This window comes from Methylobacterium sp. (genome assembly GCF_019745455.1).
Taxonomy (GTDB): domain Bacteria; phylum Pseudomonadota; class Alphaproteobacteria; order Rhizobiales; family Beijerinckiaceae; genus Methylobacterium.
In genome coordinates, this window is the sequence record NZ_JAIETD010000030.1 from 1 (window position 1) to 17,081 (window position 17,081).

Consider the following 17,081-nt stretch of genomic DNA (forward strand, 5'->3'; position numbering starts at 1 on the left):
ATGATAAACATCAACCCCTGAACCTGGGTCACTTCTCAACGAAAACGCCGGGTCAACTCTCAGCGGAAATCAACAGGAAGTCGAATGCTTGATGCCGATGTCGGCCCAGGCGCGCAGGTCATCGACCGAATAGACGACGCGACCGCCGATCCGGCGGTAGGCCGGGCCGGTCCCGAAATAGCGGTGCTTCTCCAGGGTGCGGCCGGAGAGGCCCAGAAAGCGAGCGGCTTCCGGCGTGCGCAGGAAGCGGGGCGGCAGATTGGTGGGCGTATCGGACAAGTGACGGCTCCTGCGGGCGGTGGCGGCAGGAGGCGTAATTGTCAGAATCGGCGCGGCCGGGTGGGGTATGAAGATGTGCGGCTGCACGGATGCGACCACCCCCTCTATAGGGGCGTCGCCAGAAGGGGCGTTCAGCGGATACGGAGGAGTTTGCGGTAGTTGCCGTTCATAATCGCGATGCCGTCTCGGACCAGCCGGACCACGAACGAACGCGCGGAAGACATCTTCCAGTCGCTCGCGGACAATCGCGCCGCCTCGTCGCGCCCCAGCGCGATGGCGATCTCGCGATAGGTCGCACCGGCGTCGCGCAGGTCGAGCGCGCGGAGCATAAGATCGAGCCGCGCGAGCCGGTAGGCGGTGAGCGGCCAGCCGCGCGGCAACGGGCCGGCGGCTCGGCCGAGCAGGCGGCGGTGAAAGCGCAGCAAGCTGGCGATGCGGGTGAGGAAATCCTTGTCGAGCGGGATGACCGCTGCGAGCGGCCGGCCAGGCGTCGGGTCGCGCAACCACAGCCGATGCTCTCCGGCTGCATCGGCGACAATGACATGGCGTCCGTCGATCCCGGCCAGATCGGCGAGCAGCGCGCCGAGCGCGCGCGGATCGACCGGGGCGGCGGTCGCAAATCCCTCCGGTGCGGCGTCCAGGATGACCGTGACGGCGGTCAGCTCGGGGCGCCAGACGACCGGCTCTGACAGGTCATCCGGCGCCGTGGCGAAAGGACAACCCCCAGCGCCGCGCGAACGCCGACTCGGCGGCATTCTTCGCGACGGCGCCGCTCGCGATGCGCTCGCGCATCTGCGCATGTTCGGCGCGATAGGTGTGGTTTCTCCGCAGGAACTCGGCGGCTAGATCGGCGCGACCGAGCGCGGCCGACAGATTGCCGTCGCGTCGCTCGCGCCGACGGTGCGGCGTCGGCATGACATCCTCCTAACCGCGCTGTACGCGGATTTAAGGAAGTGCAGCATCCTCAATAGGATAGGTGCGTGATAGCGCGAAGGGAGCACACAACCATGCCGCGCGAGCGCCATGGAAAGCTGTGAGATCGATCCAAATCGGAGTTAAATCTTAACGCTTTAGCGGGGGCCGGCTGCCAAGAAGATGGGCATAGCCAACCTCCGTCATCCAGCGCGCACGGGCCAGGTGGGTATCGTGCATCGTCTTTGCCCGTTGCGGTTCGACGGTTGCGTCCACACCGAGGATGGCGGCAGTCGTCTCGCGCCAATCGGCCCCGTCATCATCTGCATCGAGCAGCCGCAAATAGGCAATGAGGTGGCTTTCGTCATACGCCGTGAGCCGCGATACCTCCGGCGCGCGATCTGCGAATTGGTTGGTGCTCATGGCGTCCCCGACATGTTCCCCGTTAACCAGATTAGCTCAAATTAGAGCACCGGATACGCGCGATTCCTGCATCGCTAGACGCGCCTTCCGCAGGGACCGATGACGCATTCCAGACGATACAACTTATATGGGATAAACCGGATGAGATGTATCGTCCAGCGTCGCGCGCATGGACATGCGCCGCCTCGTAGGATTGAACTTTGCCAAGTTGAGAAAGGATAAGGGCTTTACCCAGGAGCGCTTTGCCGAGACGTCGGGCTTTACACAGCAATATGTCAGCGACTTGGAGCGCGGCCGGCGCAATCCAACTGTTGTGACCTTGTTTCACCTGGCGTCGGCGCTCGGCGTCACGCCTGCCGATCTTGTCGCCGAGATCGATCCTTCCGAGACTGACTTGCATCTCAAAACTTGAGCGCGAGCCGGGCGACAGCCCGGCGAGCGCGCTAGCGGTCGCGCGGACCTTGGGACGCGCGACCGCCGCCGATCTAGCGCAGCGGATCGGCGCGAAAATGGCGATGCCGCAGGGCCGGAAACTCCGGCCCTGCGGTAGTTATGGTCAGGCCGCTTTGAGGCGCTGCATCCCTTCGGCCAGCGTCCAGAGCGCGCGGTTGAGCGTCACGTTCTGGTCGATGCCGTTGATCGCGCGGGTCTGCGCGCGGCGGATACGGCCCTCGGCATTGCGCTTACGGCCCTGCAACCCGCCACGAACGACATTCTCCTGAATGACGTTGAACGTGGTCCACAGGCTGCGGTCGACATCCTCGCGGCGGCGTGGCTCGATGATCTGCTCAGGCCGAATCGGGCTTTCATCATCACCGTAGCGGGCGACAAGGCTAACCTCGCCAAGCAAGCGCTGCTCGTCTGGCGAAAGCTGGATCGCCTTCATCGACTCGCTGGCGTCGATCAGCCGGGGGAAGTCCTCGGCAACGGTGTAAACGCCTTCGATAATGTCGTGCTCGATATTACCCTTATGCGGCACGCGGACCTCCTCGAACCGCTCGCCCGCAATCATGCTGTTGGTGCAGACAAAGCGCAGCATCCCGGCGAACATCTGATAGGCGCTGGTCCCGTCATGGCTGTTCACGATGATGACCTCGGCGGCCTCGGGCTTGCCGATCCCGTCATCCCGGCGCAAGCGAAGCATGTGCTTGGCGTGGCCGTGGCGGCTGCCGTCGCGCGGAACGGACTGGACCGCGAAGAACGGCGACCAGCCTTCCCGGCGCAGCCCTTCCACGATGTCGATGGTGGGAACATAGACATAGCGCTCGGAACGGCTGTCGTGCGCCTCGCGGGCGAAGATGGACGGGACGTGCCGATACAGCGCCTCGTTGTCGAGCGGCTCGCGTCCGCTGATCTGATGGGCGTTGCGGCCGAACCGGGTGGCAAGCTGGTAGTGCATTTTGGGCTCCTTTGGGCTTGGGTTTCCGCGCAGCGGAGCGCCGCGCTGAAACCCTGCCCGTCGGCGAGACCGGGGGTGCAACCGGAGTGGGCGGCTTCGCGGGGAACCGGCTGCACGGAACGCGGCACGCGTGGAGGAAGCTGGGCGGAAGCCGCTCCGAAGGGCGCTGGGGGCAGCGCCCCAAGCACAGCGCCGTCCTAGCGGCGCGAGACCAGAACCGACGTGCAATTATATTCATTGCAAGCGGATGCGGAGTTGGACGTCTCGATTGCAGGACGTCTCCGATTTGATGAGAGACCGTCACCTCAAGAATATTCCCGTGGTCGACGGAGACAATCGCCCCATCGGGGTGCTAACGGCCCGGGCGGTTCTCAGCGTCCTTCTAAGCGATGTCGAATATGAAGAAGCGCAGCTGGTCGATTACGTGAAGGGCGTCGGATACCGATAGTCTATCCCAAGCGACTTCGGTCGCGCCAATGAGGAAACACTGATGTCTGATCCCGACCCCGTTTTGGACCCCTCTGAGCTTCGCCGACGCGCACTTTCAAGATGGGATAACGAAGGCGGTGCTATTGAATCGCTGCCTCAGGGGTTGCACTCGGAAATTCCCGACATGACAAATGCGGAGCTCGTCCAACTCCGCATCCGGGTTATCGCGCTTGAAAACATGATGATCGCAGTCCTGGCAGAAGGCTCTGATCGACAACTCGAAGTGGCGCGAGAGATGGCAGAGTATATTTCTCCCCGGCCGGGCTTTACGCAGCATCCTCTGACGATCCAAGCGGCCGATCACATGACCGATCTTGTCGACCGCGCCGTCCACTTCCGAACCGTAGAGCCAGAATGAGCGCACTCGCACCCAAAAAAGGGACAGCGTGCCGACCGCAACGTCAGACAGTGGCAAGGCTGGATAATCCGAAAGGGACGACCGGCAGGCATTTTCACTGAAAATAGCCGCTTGAAAAGCCAACCGCGCCTCTATCAGCATGATGTCGATGCTCGGACGTCGCCGAAGCCGTCAAACATCAGCGGCGACTCGAAGATGCAGCTTCGTGAGCCGGTATTGATATAGGCAACGAACGTGATGGGGATCGGTGACGCTTGCGGATTTAAGCGTCCATCTCGGCAAAGGCGGTGATCGCCGCGCGTTTCATTGCTGCGTCCGCGCCAATGGTGGGCCGATCGTCAGCTCCAGCATGATGCGGGTTGAGCAGAGCGCGCCGTCGAACGTGGCGCCCAAGCCCTTCGGGCAGGTCAGGCATTGGTGCGGTTCGGAGCCGTCCACCAGGCCGAGCAACCGAAGCTCGTCGTCGGACAGCGAAAGTGCGACACCGACTTTCATCGGTCTGCCCAGCGCCGCTTCATAGAACAGGCAGAGACTGTCGAGCACCGGCGCGAGCATGGTGCAATCATGCGGATCGAGTGTCGGGGAGAGGCAGGGCTGGACCGATCGCCCGCTATCGCGCGCTTCTCGCCAGCACCACGCAGCGTCGATCAGGATCGCCGGAACGGCGGTCGCCTCGGGCGCGGGTGGCGGAAAATGGCGACTCATGCTCGGTCCTTCCTGCGCTGTCCCCTCGTCGCTTGTTGCGAACTATTCGCAATTACTAGCCGACGATCATGACAGCGGCAAGTCCGAATGGCCGGCTTGTCGCCGCAGAGAGGCGCCCCGCTGACGGGCGGGGCGCGTTGGTCGCTCAGCGCGACCAGATGAGGGCGTATTCGCCGACGGTGTCGGTTTCGGACAGCGTGGCATAGACGGGAGCCGGGAAGCTCGGATCGTCCAGCTTGACCGAGATGTAGCCGCGGCCCTCACGGCTGGTTTTCTTCCAGGCGGCACCGATGTCCATGTCGGCGGCGCTGACGCGGAAGTCGGGGGACTTCTCGCCTTCCTTCTCGACGGCGCGGAAGCTGGCCTTGGTGTTGAGGGTGAGCGTCTTGATGACGCCCGCGATCTCGCCCTTGGAGTTGGCGGTGAAGGTGCCGATGGTAGCCATGTCGTAGTCTCCTGTCTGCTCGGGCCACGCCCATCGCGGCCTCGATGGCTCGGCGTTGGCCGGGGCGCGATCGACCCCGCACCGCTTGCGGCTGGAACGCAGTGGAGGTTGGGTGGCGGGCGGCTTTTTTGCTTCGCGATGCAAAGCCGCAGGCGGCGGAAAAAAGCCGCACGACGCCCTTGCGGGAAGGCGATCGGCCTCGGTCAGGCAAGCCATTGGAGAGGCCGCTTGGGCATGGCACTGACATCGATAGGTCCGACGTGCATGCCACAACGAACGAGCCACCACGGCGGCGAGAAGGCTAAGGGATTAACGTGACGGTCCCAGCGCTCCGGCGTGCTTCGGCTGCTGGACGGAGATCTGATCTCCCCCCGACAATTATCGCTTCGCGTAGATGGAAGGGAGCACGCACCCTTCGCGAGGGTCGCAGCGTCCCGCTCGCTCAGAAAAGACCATGGCTGCCGCCAACCGCCCCGATTAGAGCGACGAGCGAGGCGGCGAGCAGGACGCGATGCATCCGTTCCATCCGTGCGAAATCCTGGGCCGGATCGAGCGACTCCAGCATCCGACGATGAAGGAAGAGCGGCTCTACGACGAACAGCATGGCAGCGAAGACAAGCCAGAGAGCGACCATGGCGTGCATCCACCAGAAATGGGAATCGGCGAAGCGGCTCCACATCTGTCCGCGCCAGGCCATCCAGAAGCCGCTCGCGCCCGCCAGCAGGACCCAGAGCCGCGCTTGCGGCGCGAAGCGGCTTTCGATCCGGTGGAAAACTGAGAGCCTTTCATGCGCTGCAAAACCGGTGCGCACGGACGGCATCACCACCAACGTCACGAACGCGACGCCGCCGATCCACAAGAGGACCGAGACGACGTGGATCACACGCGCGATGGTGAAGTCGTCCATGACCGGAACCTCAGGCCGCCAGCAGTTCGTCGGCCGGGCCGAAGAACTCGTAGTGGATGCGCGTAGCGGGCACGCCGGCCAGCGACAGCGCCGAGACCGCGTGGCGCAGGAACGGCCGCGGGCCGCAGATATAGTAATCCGCCGCCGCGACGGGCGTGTTGGCGATGAGCCATTCGTCGGTGATGATGCCGGCCACGTCGTAATCACGACCCTCTACCTCACCGGTGAGCGGCGCCTGATGGAAATCCGTAACCTGCACGGCATGTCCTCTTGCGGCCTGCTCGCGCACATGCTCGCGCAGCGCATGGGTGTCCCGGTTATGCGTGCCATGGATGTAATGCACGGGCACGTCCCATCCTCGTGCAACGAGCGCTTCGAGCATAGCCACCATCGGCGTCAGACCCACGCCGCCTGAAAGCAGTACGACCGGCCGCTCCGGCTGTTCATCGAGGAAGAATTCGCCAGCGGGTGCTGCGACCTTGAGAATCGTTCCGCTTCCGGCCTGCTCATGCAGCCAACCCGAGACGAGCCCCTGCGGCTCACGTTTCACCGAGATTCGATAGGTCTCGCCATTCGGCGCGGCCGAGATCGAATAGTTGCGCTTGATGGGCGGATGGCCCGCGATCTCGATCCAGAAAGTCAGATACTGACCTGGCTTGTGGTCCATGATCGGCCCGCCATCGGCCGGGCGCAGAATGAAGGACTTGATGACGCTGCTTTCCTCGACAACCTGATCGACACGAAAGTCGCGCCAGCCGTTCCAACCGCCAACGGACTCCTTCTGGTCACCATAGATGCGCTCTTCGCGCGCGATGAGGATGTTGGCCAGGAACCAATAGGCTTCGCCCCAGGCGGCAAGAATTTCTTCGGTCGCTGCATCGCCGAGTACCGCCTTGATCGCGCCGAGCAACGCGTCTCCGACATAGGGATAGTGGTCGGGCAGGATTTGCAGGCCAACATGCTTCTGGGCGATCCGCTCGACCGCCGGTGCGAGCGCGCCGAGATTGTCGATGTTGCTGGCATAGGCCAGGATCGCTGCGGTGAGCGCGCGTGGCTGCGATCCGGTGTCGCCATGATGCGACTGGTTGAACAGATCACGAATTTCGGGGTTCTGGAACATACGCGAATACATTTCGCGCACGATATCGAGGCCATGGGCTTCGAGCGCGGGAACGGTGGCTTTGACGAGCGCAATGGTCTCGCCGCTGAGTGTCCTGGACATCAACGTCTCCTATGGGAACGGCTGGTGGAAGTGAGCGGGAGCGGATCAGCCGTCAGGCGGCTGATCGTAGAAGTCGATCTGCATCTTCATGGGCCCAAGGGGCGTCACGAAATGCGGTTGTCCGGGACGCACGAGACCTGGATTGTCCGGGGTCAGCACGCGTTCCGAGGGCGGGTCGAGATAGGTGATCCTCACCTCGCCTTCGATGATCCGGATTCGCCCCCACACACCTGCCTTGGTGTCGTGGCGCGCGCGCAGGGCTTGCGGTAACGTGTCCTGATCAAACACGGGCGTCGAGCGGTATGGAACCGGGGCTACCATGTCAGGCCGCAACCCGGACATCATCGGCGTGCGCCGGATAGGGCGCAGGTGCGGCAGTGGACGCAATCCCCGCGAGTTCGCTTGCAAATCCGTGATTGACGTCGCGGTGGTGCGCCTCGTCGGCGCGGACCACCAGCACCACATCGCGCAGCGTGGCGTCATCCGCCAGCTTCCAGTAATGCCGGGCAATTGCGGGCGCGGGCACGTTCGGGCTGCGACCCTCGTCGATTTCCTTGAGGTAGAGGGTGTAGCTGATCACCGCCTCCTCCTCAAAGTACCCGACGATGCGGTGCGCCGTTCTGGCGCTCACCAGGTAAAGCGCGAAAAAGGCCACGTAGAACACCCATTGCACGCCGAGCACCACCAGCCGCTCGAACATGGTTGGCTTGGCGACCTCGATAAACGTCATGAGATGCATCCGCTCATTCTCCGCCTCTTCCATGAGGGTGCGGATCCAACCCTTGTCATCACACATGCGGCGCAGACATTTGAGATGGTTGACGGTCGCCCCGACCATGCCCGGCACGGCGGCGACGGTTTCCAGCACGATGGCCCGGTGGCCATAGCGCTTGGCGAAGAATGTGTCGGCGCACCAGCGCAGGATTCGGGTGAAGCCGAGTGCGATATGATCGCGGACGTCGCGGGGCTGATGATGAACCGTGAGGTCGACGAGCGGGATATCGGTCATGGCAGGGCACTCCTTGCGTGCTGATCCGCCTCCGTGGCGGTGCAGCTTGCGGGTGGGGAAACGGGCTGGCGATCCAGCCGGAAGTACAAGGCGAGTTGCAGGCTCTCGGCGATCCGCGCGGCCTTGGCCTGGAGCGCGGCAGCGGCTTTCGGAGGCATCAACTCGTCGGTGGTCTGACGCCACAGGAGAAGCCAGCGCTCGAACAGCGCCGGGGTGATACGGTCCTTATGCTTGAGATGTGCAGGCACAGGCTGGCCCTTGTAGCGGCCGCTGGTCAGCATGACAGAGGACCAGAAGGCCGTGAGTTTCTCCAGATGCGCGGGCCAGTCCGACACGGCGTCATTGAAGATTGGGCCGAGTTCGGCGTCGATGCGGATGCGGGCGTAGAACACATCGATCAGCCGCCTGAGGCCCGCTTCATCGATTCCGGCGACGCTGATCACGACTCATGCTCCAATCATGTATTAGAGCTGCATCTATCGCCTAAATTTGAAACATGCAATGACAATGCATATTTAATGAGCGAGCCGAGCGTCGGCCACTCGGAGTGCTTATGAAGCTGACCCTGTTCACGGATTATTCGATGCGCGTGCTCCTCTATCTAGGCGCGCGTCCGGAGCGGCTGTGCTCAATTGGCGAAGTGGCCAAGGCGTACCGGATCTCGCAAAATCATCTGATGAAGGTCGTCAACCAACTCGTGCGCAGCGGCTATATTGAAAGTGTGCGCGGCAGGTTCGGCGGCATCCGGATAGGAATGCCGCCCGAAGAGATCAACATCGGCGCGCTGGTGCGCCACACCGAGGATGGATTCAACCTCGTCGACTGCGGAAGCTGTGTCGTCGCCCCGGCCTGCGGCATGACCGGGGTGTTGAAGGAAGCGCTAGGCGCGTTTCTGGCGGTGCTCGACCGCTACACGCTGGCCGATCTTCTCACCAAGCGCAGCGACCTTGCGTCACTGTTCAACCACCGGGCTTTCGAGGATGCCGCCGCCACGAAGCCGTTGTGACCGCTGTGCTGTCCGGCGCAGCTACCTTCGGGGTGGACTATGCAATGGCGACCCATCCGCGAAACGAAAGCCCGGCATAGAATAGAGCGACACCGGAAAAGCCCGCCTCGCGGAGGATCGCTTCATCTTCGTCGGACGACAGAACGGGCAACCGCTCTGCGATGGTCACAGCCGAGGCGGATGCCCGGGCGATATCAGCGCTCGACCCTCCGGAGAACGCCACCGAGCGCGCGAACCAGCGCGCGAAGTCGCCATCCTCAGGAATGCTGTGATGGGCCACGACGAGCGCGGCGCCCGGCTTTAGGCGCCGATGTATTTCCCGCAGGGTGCGCAGACGCTCATCGTTCGCCAGAAAGTGCAAGGTGAGTAGACAGGTCGCGCCATCAAACGGCCGCGTTGGCGCGGCGTCGACATAACCTTGTAGCAACTCGACACGCGATTGCAGCGGTCCAAGGGTGCGGCGCGCCAGATCGAGCATCTCGGCCGAAGGGTCCACGCCGACGAAGCGGCAGTGCGGCTGCGCTTCGGCGAACGCCCTAAGTTCGAGTCCTCCGCCTGCGCCAACGACGAGGATGTCCGCCGTTTCCGGAGCGCGCTCGGCCAGGAGAAGCATCGCCATGCGGTGAAGGTCCGCGAAACCGGGCACCTTGCGCGGCGTGCTCTCCGCATAGCTGGCGACCATGATGGGATCGGTGAAGGGTTGCATCAGGCCGGTCGCTCAGCCGAACACGAGCGCGCGATGGGCCGCTGTCCCCGCCGTGACACCGTCCGCTACGGCCCAGCTTACGGTATGCGGTGCGCGGGCTATGTCGCCGGCAGCATAGAGGCCGGACACAGTGGTCATCTTGTCAGCGTCCGTCCTGATGACCGGCCCCATCGGCCCGTCGTCGATCGCAGCGCCAAGTTGCTCGGCGATTGGACTCGCCAGACAGGATTGCGGCGCGACATAAAGCGCCTCCACCGGCCTTTCGCGCCCGTCCTCGAACTCCACGGCGGACAGGGTGCTGCCCACACCGACCAGCCGCTTCAGTCTGCCCGGCTCTACCGTCACGCCATATTTCGCGAGCCTTTCCGCACTCTCGGGATCGAGGTCCGCACCGTTTAGAAACAAGGTCGTTGGCCCCCATTCCGTGATCAGACATGCCTGATGCGCGGACATGGGCGTGCGGAACAGCACGCCGAGCGGCCGGTCGGCGAACTCGAATCCGTGGCAATAGGGACAATGCAGCACCGTCTTGCCCCAGCGCTCTTGCAGGCCGGGGATCGGTTCCAGCATGTCGCGCAGCCCGAAGGCGAGGATCGCCTTGCGCGCGGCGATCTCCTCGCCGGTCGACAGCAAGACGGCGAAGCCGTCGCCGACGGCGCGCGCCTCGGTCGCTTCGGCTTCGATCATCGTGACGGTGGGATAGGCGGCGAGCTGATCGCGCGCCGTGGCGAGGATAGTTAGTGGATTGCTGCCGTCAGAACCGAGAAAGCCGTGCGAGGCATCGGCGAAGCGATTGCGTGGCTGGCGCGCGTCGATGACGCAGACGCGCCGCCGCGCGCGGGCGAGATAGGTGGCGGCGGCGAGCCCGGCGAAGGCGCCTCCGATGATCACGGCGTCATGCTGCATGGTTTGTCTCCAAGGCGGGCGATCCGCCGCGTTCGGCGAGACGCGTGTGAAAGTCGGCGCTGAGCGCAGCGACGGAGATTTCGCCGAACCGGCGAAGGAGAAGCGCTTCGGCTTCATCGAAGGTCTCGCCGAGCGCGGCATTGACGGCCTGTTCGACAAGGCAGCCCGGCGCCTCGGTGCGGTTGCCCATCGCCAGAAGTTCTGGCTTGCCGAGCGCATCGTAGATGTCGCGGAGCGTGACTGCGGCGAGATCGCACGCGATCGTCCAGCCGCCGCCGTGGCCCTTTTCGGAGTGGACATATCCCCGGTCGCGCAGGCCCCCCATAATTCTGCGGATCACTACGGGGTTGGTGCTCATGGCGCGGGCCAGTGCTTCCGATGTGATCGGACCCGGCTGTTCCGCCATGTGCAGCAGGACGTGAAGCACGCCTGAGAGTCGGCTGTCTCTTCTCATGCAACTCTATATGTTGCGAGGTCCGCCAAATATCAAGGGGGCGTGGTCAATCACTACAGCCAGCGGCCGCGCCCGATCGGGGCGCGGCCGCGATTTTGAGGTTGCAAGAAAGGCCGGGACCGCTTGCGCGGCCCCGGCGCAATGCCGCTATTCGGCGGCGACGGCGTAGGACGCTTCGCTGTCCTGCGCTCCAGTATCGGGGGCCTCCGCTTCGGACGGCTGCTCCACGGCTCCGGCATCCTCGGCCTCGGCAGGCGCGGGCTGATCCGCCTCCGGCTCGGAGGTCCGCAGGATCGCGGGCAACCATCCGGTCCCGGCCAGAAGCTGCTCGGCGGCCTGCGCCATGTCCGGCTTCTTCATGTCCGCGATACGGCGGGCGGCGTCCTCCGACACGCCTTCGGTCACGGCCTCGACGATATGCGCCTTGGTGACGCGGCCAAGGTAGCTGTGCACGGTGGGCGTCCAGTCCTTCGCCATGTCCAGCGCCAGCGCGGTCGCCAGCCTGTCCGCCGTTTGCAGCGAGCGGGGCTTGCGGTCCCACGGCAGACGCAAGGCGTTGACGGTGCGGGACGCGCAATGCGCCAGCAACGCAATCCGCTTCCCCTCGTCCAGTCCGGCGACGAAGCCCCATAGGTCGGCCACGTCACGCGGCATCCGCTCGGCCCATGCTTCATGCGCCTCGCTCGCCTTTGCGGCCAACGGGGTATCCTCGATTCCGTCCGCATGACTGCCCAGCAGCGTCACGGTCGGACGAACCTCAAGGCAACCGGCCTCGGTGTAGCTGTAGAACAACTGCGCCGTCAGCGTGTGGGTCAAGGCGATCATCGCCAGATCGGGCCGTTCGCCAAGTGCCACGCGAAGAGCAAGCGTCCGATAGGCGGACAGGTCGCGAGTGAGGCTGTCGGAAATCGGCTTGCCCGGTTCCTCGTCCTCTTCCTCGATCTCCTGAACGTCTTCGTCGCCGTCCTCGGCCTGCTCGTCCTCGACCGTCTCCGGGTCGATGGCTTCGGCCTCATCCTCGGGCTGCGGGTCGGCCAGCGCCTCGTCCTCGAGCCGGACGAAACCCCGCTCGATCCTGACCATGCCGTCATGGTGCAGCACGACGAACACCCCGCCATGCGCGATCACATTGGCGTCGTAGGCGTAACGCTTGGCCGAAATGGCGTCGATCTCGTCGGCCATCGCCTCCAGCTTCTCGGCCACGTCCTCGGGCATCTCGTCATAGGACGAATAGCCCTCGGCCAGTTCGTCATGCTCGGTGGACAGCGCCTCCAGCCGCGCCTTGTCCTCGTCGGACAGGGCGATGGTCTGCGGATAGAAGCGCCGCATCCCGTGGGCGTGGGGATAGTCGATATGGGCCTCGGCCCATTTCCAGCCCTCGGCCTGAACCTCGCCCGCGATCTCACGCAGTTTCTCGGCGGCGAGCATGTCGAGCAGCCCCGTATCCTCGAAGAACCCGCCCCGGTCCTCGCTGAACAGATCGCGGATGATGTTGCCGCCCGCCTCGACATAGGCGTCGGCCCCAACGAACACCGCGCGCCGGTCGTCGGCGGGCACGTTAGCAGCGGTCATGTAGCGCCGGATGATCCACGGCTCACGATTGTGGTGCAGGTTCTCGAACACCTGCTCCTGCCGGGCATGATCCTCGGCGATGGCGAAGGCAATCAACTGGTCCAAGGTGAGGCCATCCTCGCGATAGACCCGCAACAGCTTCGGGCTGACAGCGCCCAAGCGTAGCCGCTGCTTCACAACGCCTGCCGACACGCCGAATCGCGCGCCGATCTCTTCCGCGCCCCATCCCTTATCGCGTGAAAGCTCCGCAAACCGCTCGAACTGGTCGGCGGGGTGCATGGGCGTCCGGGTCACGTTCTCGTCCAGACTGATCTCGGAGGGGTCGTTCTGCGTATCGAGCCAGCAGCGCACCGGCTCGGACTTCCTGATCTGCTTGCGCTTGGCGCGCAACAGCATCGCCAGCCTGCGGCCTTCACCTGCGGTCACGAAATAGGCGCCGGTCGGCGTCCCGTCGTCTTTGACTTCCGGCTCCACGACAAGGTTCTGGATCAGCCCCTTGTGCTGGATCGACGCGGCCAGCGCCTCGATAGCGGCTTCCCCATGCGGCACCTTGCGGGCGTTGCGCGGGGACTTCTTGAGCTTGTTCAGGGCTACGAAAATCTCGACGCCCGACACAGGCTCGGCGGCTACGGTTTCGGTAACAGCGTTCATCACACTACTCCTTCAAAACCACACACACCTCGGAATGGGGTGGGCGGCGAAAGAGCGATCGGCAGGCCCGCCGGCGGAGCCGGGGCGCACCCGCAGGGCCGGAACGCAGAGAAGGTAAGCGCGCTTGCGCGCGTTGCGGCCCGGCGCGGCGGGCCTAAAGGGAAGCGACGCCCACCCCATAGCGGGAGTGCAACGACCAACGATGTGATCGGGCCAGCGCAGCCTTGGCCCGATCTCCGCAGCAGGCGAAAGACACAAATCCGCCGGAGCGGATTTACGGTTCGGCGTGAACACGCCGAGCGGGGCGTTGCGGGGTGTCCCCGCTCGAAGGGGTCTGGCGAGACCTTGGGGCTCGTCAGCAGGGGAAGGCGTTCCCCTCCCAAGGTTTCTCAACCCATTCTCTCAGGCCCGAATATCAGCGGCCCCTGGAAGGGGCGTACATCCAGCAGATTCTGCCCGTCATAGGGAGTAAAGCTCACATGTGGCCTATAGATACTGTAGTCCCAACGGCCTCCGGCTTCGCGATGAACATGATGTCGAGTCACGAGTGCAGGCGATTGGAAGCTCAGAGCGATCAACCCGCCCATGCGTCGCACTTGGCGGTCGTGACCGGGTTCGATGTGCAGCTCGTCCGGATCCAGCTCGAGCGCCGGTGAGCCGATGTCCGTGAGTATCACCGTCGCGTGCCAAAAGGACGGTCGCAGAAAGCGGAATCCTTCGCTGCGAGCCCAGGCTGCCAGTTCGGTCGCGTTCTTCAGAGCCCGTATTACCGCCGGTCCCGGTGGTGCGAATGAACGAGTCATCGACCGTGCTCACCCCTTCAAATGCAGATCGTATCCGTCAGCTTGCGACTAGCGCTCCAAGGTAGCCGATAGACCTCCGCTATTGCAATTTACGCCTCATCGAGTAATATGCAGTCAATGACTTACGGGGATGCGTATGGCGGTCATGACGATCCGGAACATCGACGATGCGATCAAGAATCGCCTGCGTTTACGCGCGGCAATGCATGGCCGGTCGATGGAAGATGAGGCCCGCGACATCCTGCGTTCGGCGCTTTCGACGGAAATCCCGCGTCCTCGCAATTTGGGCCAGGCCATCAACGAGCGCTTCGGCGAGCTGGGCGGCGTCGATCTGCCTGACATTCCGCGCGAGGCGATGCGGCAGCCGGTGGACTTCGGCGAATGATCGTTCTCGACACCAATGTCATTTCCGAGCTGATGCGGCGCGAGCCTGACCCGAAGGTCATGGCGTGGATCGCCGATCAGCCTATGGCGGGCGTGTTCACGACGACGCTGACGCAGGCGGAAATCTTCTACGGCTTGGCGCTGTTGCCCGATGGACGCCGACGCGACGATCTGATGGCGGCCGCGCGCCCAATGTTCGATGTCGACTTGGCCGGGCGCGTCCTGCCGTTCGATACCGATGCGGCCCTTGTTTATCCCGAGATCGCCGCCCGTCGGAAACAGGGGGGCAAGCCGATCAGCCAGATCGACGCACAGATTGCCGCCATCGTGCGCTCGCGCGGCGCGCGGCTGGCGACTCGCAACGTCCGCGACTTCGCCGATTGCGGCATCACCGTTGTCGATCCGTGGGGCGTAGCATGACGCCCGCCGCCGCTCGCCCCTATCTGCGCTACGCCGCTTTGCGGCCTTTGCACCGGAGCGGGGCGAGCGGCAACTTGGTGGAATGGCCCAGCCTAGCAAGCTCCGTCGCCGAACGCCGCGCCGTCCTGCGCATTGCCCGGACGACTTGCTCGACTATGCCAAAATGCCGTTCGGCGTCGCGCGGCGTTGTGTCGGGCGGCCGCCAAAAGACAATCTTTCGACTTGGACCGTCACCGACGACTGGCCCGAACGCGTGCCGGTCACGAGCACCGAGTTGGACGTGTTCGAGGCGTGGTTCGGCGATGTCTTCGACGAGCTGTTCGGGCCATGCCAATGACGTGAGGAGTTCGCTGCCATGACCGTGCCGCTGCGCGCCGCCCTCTACCTGCGCGTCTCAACGGCGCGGCAGGCGGAGCATGACGTGTCCATCCCGGACCAGCGCAAGCACGGCGAAGCCTATTGCCTGTCGCGGGGATTGGAGCTGGTCGATACGTTCGTAGAGGCAGGCGCATCTGCGACCAACGACCGCCGACCCGAGTTCCAGCGCATGATTGAGGCCGGGACGAGCAAGCCGGCGCCGTTCGACGTAGTGGTCGTCCATAGCTTCTCGCGCTTCTTCCGCGATCATTTCGAGCTGGAGTTTTACGTCCGCAAGCTCGCCAAGAACGGTGTGAAGCTGCTCTCCATCACCCAGGAGATGGGCGACGATCCGATGCACGTCATGATGCGCCAGATCATGGCGCTGTTCGACGAGTATCAGTCCAAGGAGAACGCCAAGCACGTCCTGCGCGCCTTGAAGGAAAACGCCCGACAGGGCTTCTGGAATGGCTCGCTGCCACCGATCGGCTATCGCGTCGTCGCCGCCGAACAGCGCGGAGCCAAGACCAAGAAGAAGCTGGAGATCGACCCGCTGCACGCCGACACGGTGCGGCTGGCGTTCAAGCTGGCTCTGGAAGGGGACGGCACGTCCGGCCCGATGGGTGTCAAGACGATCACCAAGCATCTCAACGAGCGCCGCATCTTCACCCGGGACGGTGGGCGCTGGGGCATCGGCACAGTTCACCGGCTGCTGACCCGGCGGACCTACGCCGGCCGCCATGAGTTCAACAAGCGCGGCAAGTCAAAGGAACTGAAGCCTGCCACCGAAGTGATCGCGGTCGAGGTTCCGGCGATCATCGACCAGGCCACGTTCGATGCGGTGCAGGCGCATTTGAAGGCGCGCAGCCCGAAGGTCGCCCACCCGCAAGTCGTCGGCGGCCCGACGCTGCTGACCGGACTGATCCACTGCGGAAAGTGCGGCGGCGCGATGACGATCCGCACCGGCAAGGGCGGGCGCTATCGCTACTACACCTGTTCGATGAAGGCGCGGCAGGGCGTGACGGCGTGTGAAGGCATGACCGTGGCGATGGAGCGGCTGGACGATCTTGTCGCCAATCATCTGGCGGAACGGCTGCTCGACCCAGACAGGCTTGAGGTCGTGTTGTCCGAGGTTTTGGATCGCCGGCAAGAACGATCCGAGCGGCGCCGCGAGCATATCGCGGAGTTGAACCGGCGTGCTGCTGAGACCGAGCTGCGTTTGAAGCGGCTCTATGACGCAATCGAAAGTGGAGTCGCCGATCTCGATGATCCGGCGCTCAAGGATCGCATCGACGGATTGAAGGCGACCCGCGATCAGGCGCGAGCGGATGCCGAGCGCGCCTCAGCGCTGCTCGTAAGCTCGACCCAGCAGGCGATCACGCCGACGATGCTGCGCGAGTTCGCATCGACCGCGCGGCGACGTCTCCGGCTGGAGGGCGGCGGCTACCGCCGCGATCATCTGCGTGCGCTCGCGCAGCGGGTCGAAGTCGATCGCGAGGAAGTCCGCATCATGGGCTCGAAGAGCAACCTGTTGCGCGTGCTCGCCGCAAACGGCGTAGCCACGGCGGCGGGCGGAGTGCCCACCGTTGTTCCGAAGTGGCGGAAGGGGTGGGATTCGAACCCACGGTGGAGTTGCCCCCACGGCGGTTTTCAAGACCGCTGCCTTAAACCACT

General features: G+C 64.1%; 24 protein-coding genes. 8 read left to right on the forward strand and 16 right to left on the reverse strand.

Features of this window, described 5'->3' with window-relative positions:
- Positions 1-69: 69 nt before the first annotated feature.
- The 4 genes from K2Y56_RS06910 to K2Y56_RS06925 form a co-directional block, all read right to left on the reverse strand.
- Positions 70-279: a helix-turn-helix domain-containing protein gene (locus tag K2Y56_RS06910; protein WP_292506413.1), complete on the reverse strand. Its 210-nt coding sequence runs from the start codon at positions 277-279 to the stop codon at positions 70-72.
- Between the two features lie 131 nt (positions 280-410).
- On the reverse strand, positions 411-1,034 hold the full coding sequence (locus K2Y56_RS06915) for a DUF2285 domain-containing protein (protein ID WP_292506414.1): 624 nt from the start codon (positions 1,032-1,034) through the stop codon (positions 411-413).
- Positions 973-1,194, reverse strand: a complete 222-nt coding sequence (locus K2Y56_RS06920) for a DUF6499 domain-containing protein (RefSeq protein WP_292506415.1) — start codon at positions 1,192-1,194, stop codon at positions 973-975. Before K2Y56_RS06920 ends, K2Y56_RS06915 begins: the two co-directional genes overlap by 62 nt.
- A gap of 147 nt (positions 1,195-1,341) precedes the next feature.
- Positions 1,342-1,614: a DUF2285 domain-containing protein gene (locus tag K2Y56_RS06925; protein WP_292506417.1), complete on the reverse strand. Its 273-nt coding sequence runs from the start codon at positions 1,612-1,614 to the stop codon at positions 1,342-1,344.
- A 169-nt stretch (positions 1,615-1,783) separates the two neighbouring features.
- Here K2Y56_RS06925 and K2Y56_RS06930 point away from each other — a divergent pair, with 169 nt between their 5' ends.
- Positions 1,784-2,026, forward strand: a complete 243-nt coding sequence (locus K2Y56_RS06930; protein ID WP_292506419.1) for a helix-turn-helix transcriptional regulator — start codon at positions 1,784-1,786, stop codon at positions 2,024-2,026.
- A 144-nt stretch (positions 2,027-2,170) separates the two neighbouring features.
- On the opposite strand, the gene K2Y56_RS06935 is transcribed toward K2Y56_RS06930, so the two are convergent.
- Positions 2,171-3,013 (reverse strand): DUF932 domain-containing protein, encoded by an 843-nt coding sequence (locus K2Y56_RS06935; protein WP_292506421.1) that lies wholly within the window; start codon positions 3,011-3,013, stop codon positions 2,171-2,173.
- Positions 3,014-3,260: 247 nt separating this feature from the next.
- On the opposite strand from K2Y56_RS06935, the gene K2Y56_RS06940 reads away from it, so the two are divergent.
- The gene (locus K2Y56_RS06940; protein WP_292506423.1) at positions 3,261-3,461 is read left to right on the forward strand and encodes a CBS domain-containing protein; all 201 of its coding nucleotides are present in this window, start codon (positions 3,261-3,263) and stop codon (positions 3,459-3,461) included.
- 42 nt (positions 3,462-3,503) lie between these two features.
- Positions 3,504-3,860 (forward strand): hypothetical protein, encoded by a 357-nt coding sequence (locus K2Y56_RS06945; RefSeq protein WP_292506424.1) that lies wholly within the window; start codon positions 3,504-3,506, stop codon positions 3,858-3,860.
- 303 nt (positions 3,861-4,163) lie between these two features.
- Here the strand turns inward: K2Y56_RS06945 and K2Y56_RS06950 are convergent, their stop codons facing one another.
- From K2Y56_RS06950 to K2Y56_RS06980, 7 genes are all read right to left on the reverse strand, one after another.
- Positions 4,164-4,415 carry a hypothetical protein gene (locus K2Y56_RS06950; RefSeq protein ID WP_292506426.1) on the reverse strand — a complete coding sequence of 84 codons (252 nt, stop codon included), beginning with the start codon at positions 4,413-4,415 and terminating at the stop codon, positions 4,164-4,166.
- A 295-nt stretch (positions 4,416-4,710) separates the two neighbouring features.
- A complete protein-coding gene (locus K2Y56_RS06955) occupies positions 4,711-5,010 on the reverse strand; it encodes a DUF736 domain-containing protein (protein ID WP_292506427.1) in 300 nt (99 codons plus the stop codon).
- Between the two features lie 442 nt (positions 5,011-5,452).
- Positions 5,453-5,917, reverse strand: a complete 465-nt coding sequence (locus tag K2Y56_RS06960; protein WP_292506428.1) for a hypothetical protein — start codon at positions 5,915-5,917, stop codon at positions 5,453-5,455.
- Positions 5,918-5,927: 10 nt separating this feature from the next.
- A complete protein-coding gene (gene hmpA / locus K2Y56_RS06965) occupies positions 5,928-7,139 on the reverse strand; it encodes an NO-inducible flavohemoprotein (protein WP_292506429.1) in 1,212 nt (403 codons plus the stop codon).
- Positions 7,140-7,184: 45 nt separating this feature from the next.
- Complete coding sequence (locus tag K2Y56_RS06970; RefSeq protein WP_292506430.1) at positions 7,185-7,460, reverse strand: DUF1971 domain-containing protein; 276 nt, start codon at positions 7,458-7,460, stop codon at positions 7,185-7,187.
- 1 nt (position 7,461) lies between these two features.
- The gene (locus K2Y56_RS06975; RefSeq protein ID WP_292506431.1) at positions 7,462-8,148 is read right to left on the reverse strand and encodes an alternative oxidase; all 687 of its coding nucleotides are present in this window, start codon (positions 8,146-8,148) and stop codon (positions 7,462-7,464) included.
- Positions 8,145-8,591: a group III truncated hemoglobin gene (locus K2Y56_RS06980; RefSeq protein ID WP_292506432.1), complete on the reverse strand. Its 447-nt coding sequence runs from the start codon at positions 8,589-8,591 to the stop codon at positions 8,145-8,147. Before K2Y56_RS06980 ends, K2Y56_RS06975 begins: the two co-directional genes overlap by 4 nt.
- Positions 8,592-8,701: 110 nt before the next feature.
- On the opposite strand from K2Y56_RS06980, the gene K2Y56_RS06985 reads away from it, so the two are divergent.
- Complete coding sequence (locus K2Y56_RS06985; protein ID WP_292506434.1) at positions 8,702-9,154, forward strand: Rrf2 family transcriptional regulator; 453 nt, start codon at positions 8,702-8,704, stop codon at positions 9,152-9,154.
- A gap of 37 nt (positions 9,155-9,191) precedes the next feature.
- On the opposite strand, the gene K2Y56_RS06990 is transcribed toward K2Y56_RS06985, so the two are convergent.
- From K2Y56_RS06990 to K2Y56_RS07005, 4 genes are all read right to left on the reverse strand, one after another.
- Positions 9,192-9,773, reverse strand: a complete 582-nt coding sequence (locus K2Y56_RS06990) for a methyltransferase domain-containing protein (protein ID WP_366848398.1) — start codon at positions 9,771-9,773, stop codon at positions 9,192-9,194.
- A gap of 99 nt (positions 9,774-9,872) precedes the next feature.
- The gene (locus K2Y56_RS06995) at positions 9,873-10,766 is read right to left on the reverse strand and encodes an NAD(P)/FAD-dependent oxidoreductase (protein ID WP_292506438.1); all 894 of its coding nucleotides are present in this window, start codon (positions 10,764-10,766) and stop codon (positions 9,873-9,875) included.
- On the reverse strand, positions 10,756-11,220 hold the full coding sequence (locus tag K2Y56_RS07000; RefSeq protein WP_292506439.1) for an Rrf2 family transcriptional regulator: 465 nt from the start codon (positions 11,218-11,220) through the stop codon (positions 10,756-10,758). Before K2Y56_RS07000 ends, K2Y56_RS06995 begins: the two co-directional genes overlap by 11 nt.
- Positions 11,221-11,367: 147 nt before the next feature.
- A complete protein-coding gene (locus tag K2Y56_RS07005; RefSeq protein WP_292506440.1) occupies positions 11,368-13,443 on the reverse strand; it encodes a ParB/RepB/Spo0J family partition protein in 2,076 nt (691 codons plus the stop codon).
- A 939-nt stretch (positions 13,444-14,382) separates the two neighbouring features.
- On the opposite strand from K2Y56_RS07005, the gene K2Y56_RS07010 reads away from it, so the two are divergent.
- The 4 genes from K2Y56_RS07010 to K2Y56_RS07025 form a co-directional block, all read left to right on the forward strand.
- A complete protein-coding gene (locus K2Y56_RS07010) occupies positions 14,383-14,631 on the forward strand; it encodes a plasmid stabilization protein (protein WP_292506441.1) in 249 nt (82 codons plus the stop codon).
- Positions 14,628-15,050, forward strand: coding sequence for a type II toxin-antitoxin system VapC family toxin (locus K2Y56_RS07015; protein WP_292506443.1), 423 nt, complete (start codon positions 14,628-14,630; stop codon positions 15,048-15,050). Before K2Y56_RS07010 ends, K2Y56_RS07015 begins: the two co-directional genes overlap by 4 nt.
- Positions 15,051-15,195: 145 nt before the next feature.
- Positions 15,196-15,387, forward strand: coding sequence for a hypothetical protein (locus tag K2Y56_RS07020; RefSeq protein ID WP_292506445.1), 192 nt, complete (start codon positions 15,196-15,198; stop codon positions 15,385-15,387).
- Between the two features lie 18 nt (positions 15,388-15,405).
- A partial coding sequence (locus K2Y56_RS07025) for a recombinase family protein (protein ID WP_292506447.1) occupies positions 15,406-17,081 on the forward strand: 1,676 nt, incomplete at its 3' end.

Coding starts and splice junctions, on each gene's coding strand:
- K2Y56_RS06985 (WP_292506434.1), top strand. CDS start 8,702: ATGAAGCTGACCCTGTTCACGGATTATTCGATGCGCGTGCTCCTCTAT.
- K2Y56_RS07005 (WP_292506440.1), bottom strand. CDS start 13,443: ATGAACGCTGTTACCGAAACCGTAGCCGCCGAGCCTGTGTCGGGCGTC.
- K2Y56_RS06960 (WP_292506428.1), bottom strand. CDS start 5,917: ATGGACGACTTCACCATCGCGCGTGTGATCCACGTCGTCTCGGTCCTC.
- K2Y56_RS06955 (WP_292506427.1), bottom strand. CDS start 5,010: ATGGCTACCATCGGCACCTTCACCGCCAACTCCAAGGGCGAGATCGCG.
- hmpA (WP_292506429.1), bottom strand. CDS start 7,139: ATGTCCAGGACACTCAGCGGCGAGACCATTGCGCTCGTCAAAGCCACC.
- K2Y56_RS06915 (WP_292506414.1), bottom strand. CDS start 1,034: ATGCCGCCGAGTCGGCGTTCGCGCGGCGCTGGGGGTTGTCCTTTCGCC.
- K2Y56_RS07000 (WP_292506439.1), bottom strand. CDS start 11,220: ATGAGAAGAGACAGCCGACTCTCAGGCGTGCTTCACGTCCTGCTGCAC.
- K2Y56_RS06950 (WP_292506426.1), bottom strand. CDS start 4,415: ATGCTCGCGCCGGTGCTCGACAGTCTCTGCCTGTTCTATGAAGCGGCG.
- K2Y56_RS06975 (WP_292506431.1), bottom strand. CDS start 8,148: ATGACCGATATCCCGCTCGTCGACCTCACGGTTCATCATCAGCCCCGC.
- K2Y56_RS06940 (WP_292506423.1), top strand. CDS start 3,261: ATGCGGAGTTGGACGTCTCGATTGCAGGACGTCTCCGATTTGATGAGA.
- K2Y56_RS06935 (WP_292506421.1), bottom strand. CDS start 3,013: ATGCACTACCAGCTTGCCACCCGGTTCGGCCGCAACGCCCATCAGATC.
- K2Y56_RS06995 (WP_292506438.1), bottom strand. CDS start 10,766: ATGCAGCATGACGCCGTGATCATCGGAGGCGCCTTCGCCGGGCTCGCC.
- K2Y56_RS06945 (WP_292506424.1), top strand. CDS start 3,504: ATGTCTGATCCCGACCCCGTTTTGGACCCCTCTGAGCTTCGCCGACGC.
- K2Y56_RS06990 (WP_366848398.1), bottom strand. CDS start 9,773: ATGGCGATGCTTCTCCTGGCCGAGCGCGCTCCGGAAACGGCGGACATC.
- K2Y56_RS06925 (WP_292506417.1), bottom strand. CDS start 1,614: ATGAGCACCAACCAATTCGCAGATCGCGCGCCGGAGGTATCGCGGCTC.
- K2Y56_RS06930 (WP_292506419.1), top strand. CDS start 1,784: ATGGACATGCGCCGCCTCGTAGGATTGAACTTTGCCAAGTTGAGAAAG.
- K2Y56_RS06920 (WP_292506415.1), bottom strand. CDS start 1,194: ATGCCGACGCCGCACCGTCGGCGCGAGCGACGCGACGGCAATCTGTCG.
- K2Y56_RS06970 (WP_292506430.1), bottom strand. CDS start 7,460: ATGGTAGCCCCGGTTCCATACCGCTCGACGCCCGTGTTTGATCAGGAC.
- K2Y56_RS07010 (WP_292506441.1), top strand. CDS start 14,383: ATGGCGGTCATGACGATCCGGAACATCGACGATGCGATCAAGAATCGC.
- K2Y56_RS07015 (WP_292506443.1), top strand. CDS start 14,628: ATGATCGTTCTCGACACCAATGTCATTTCCGAGCTGATGCGGCGCGAG.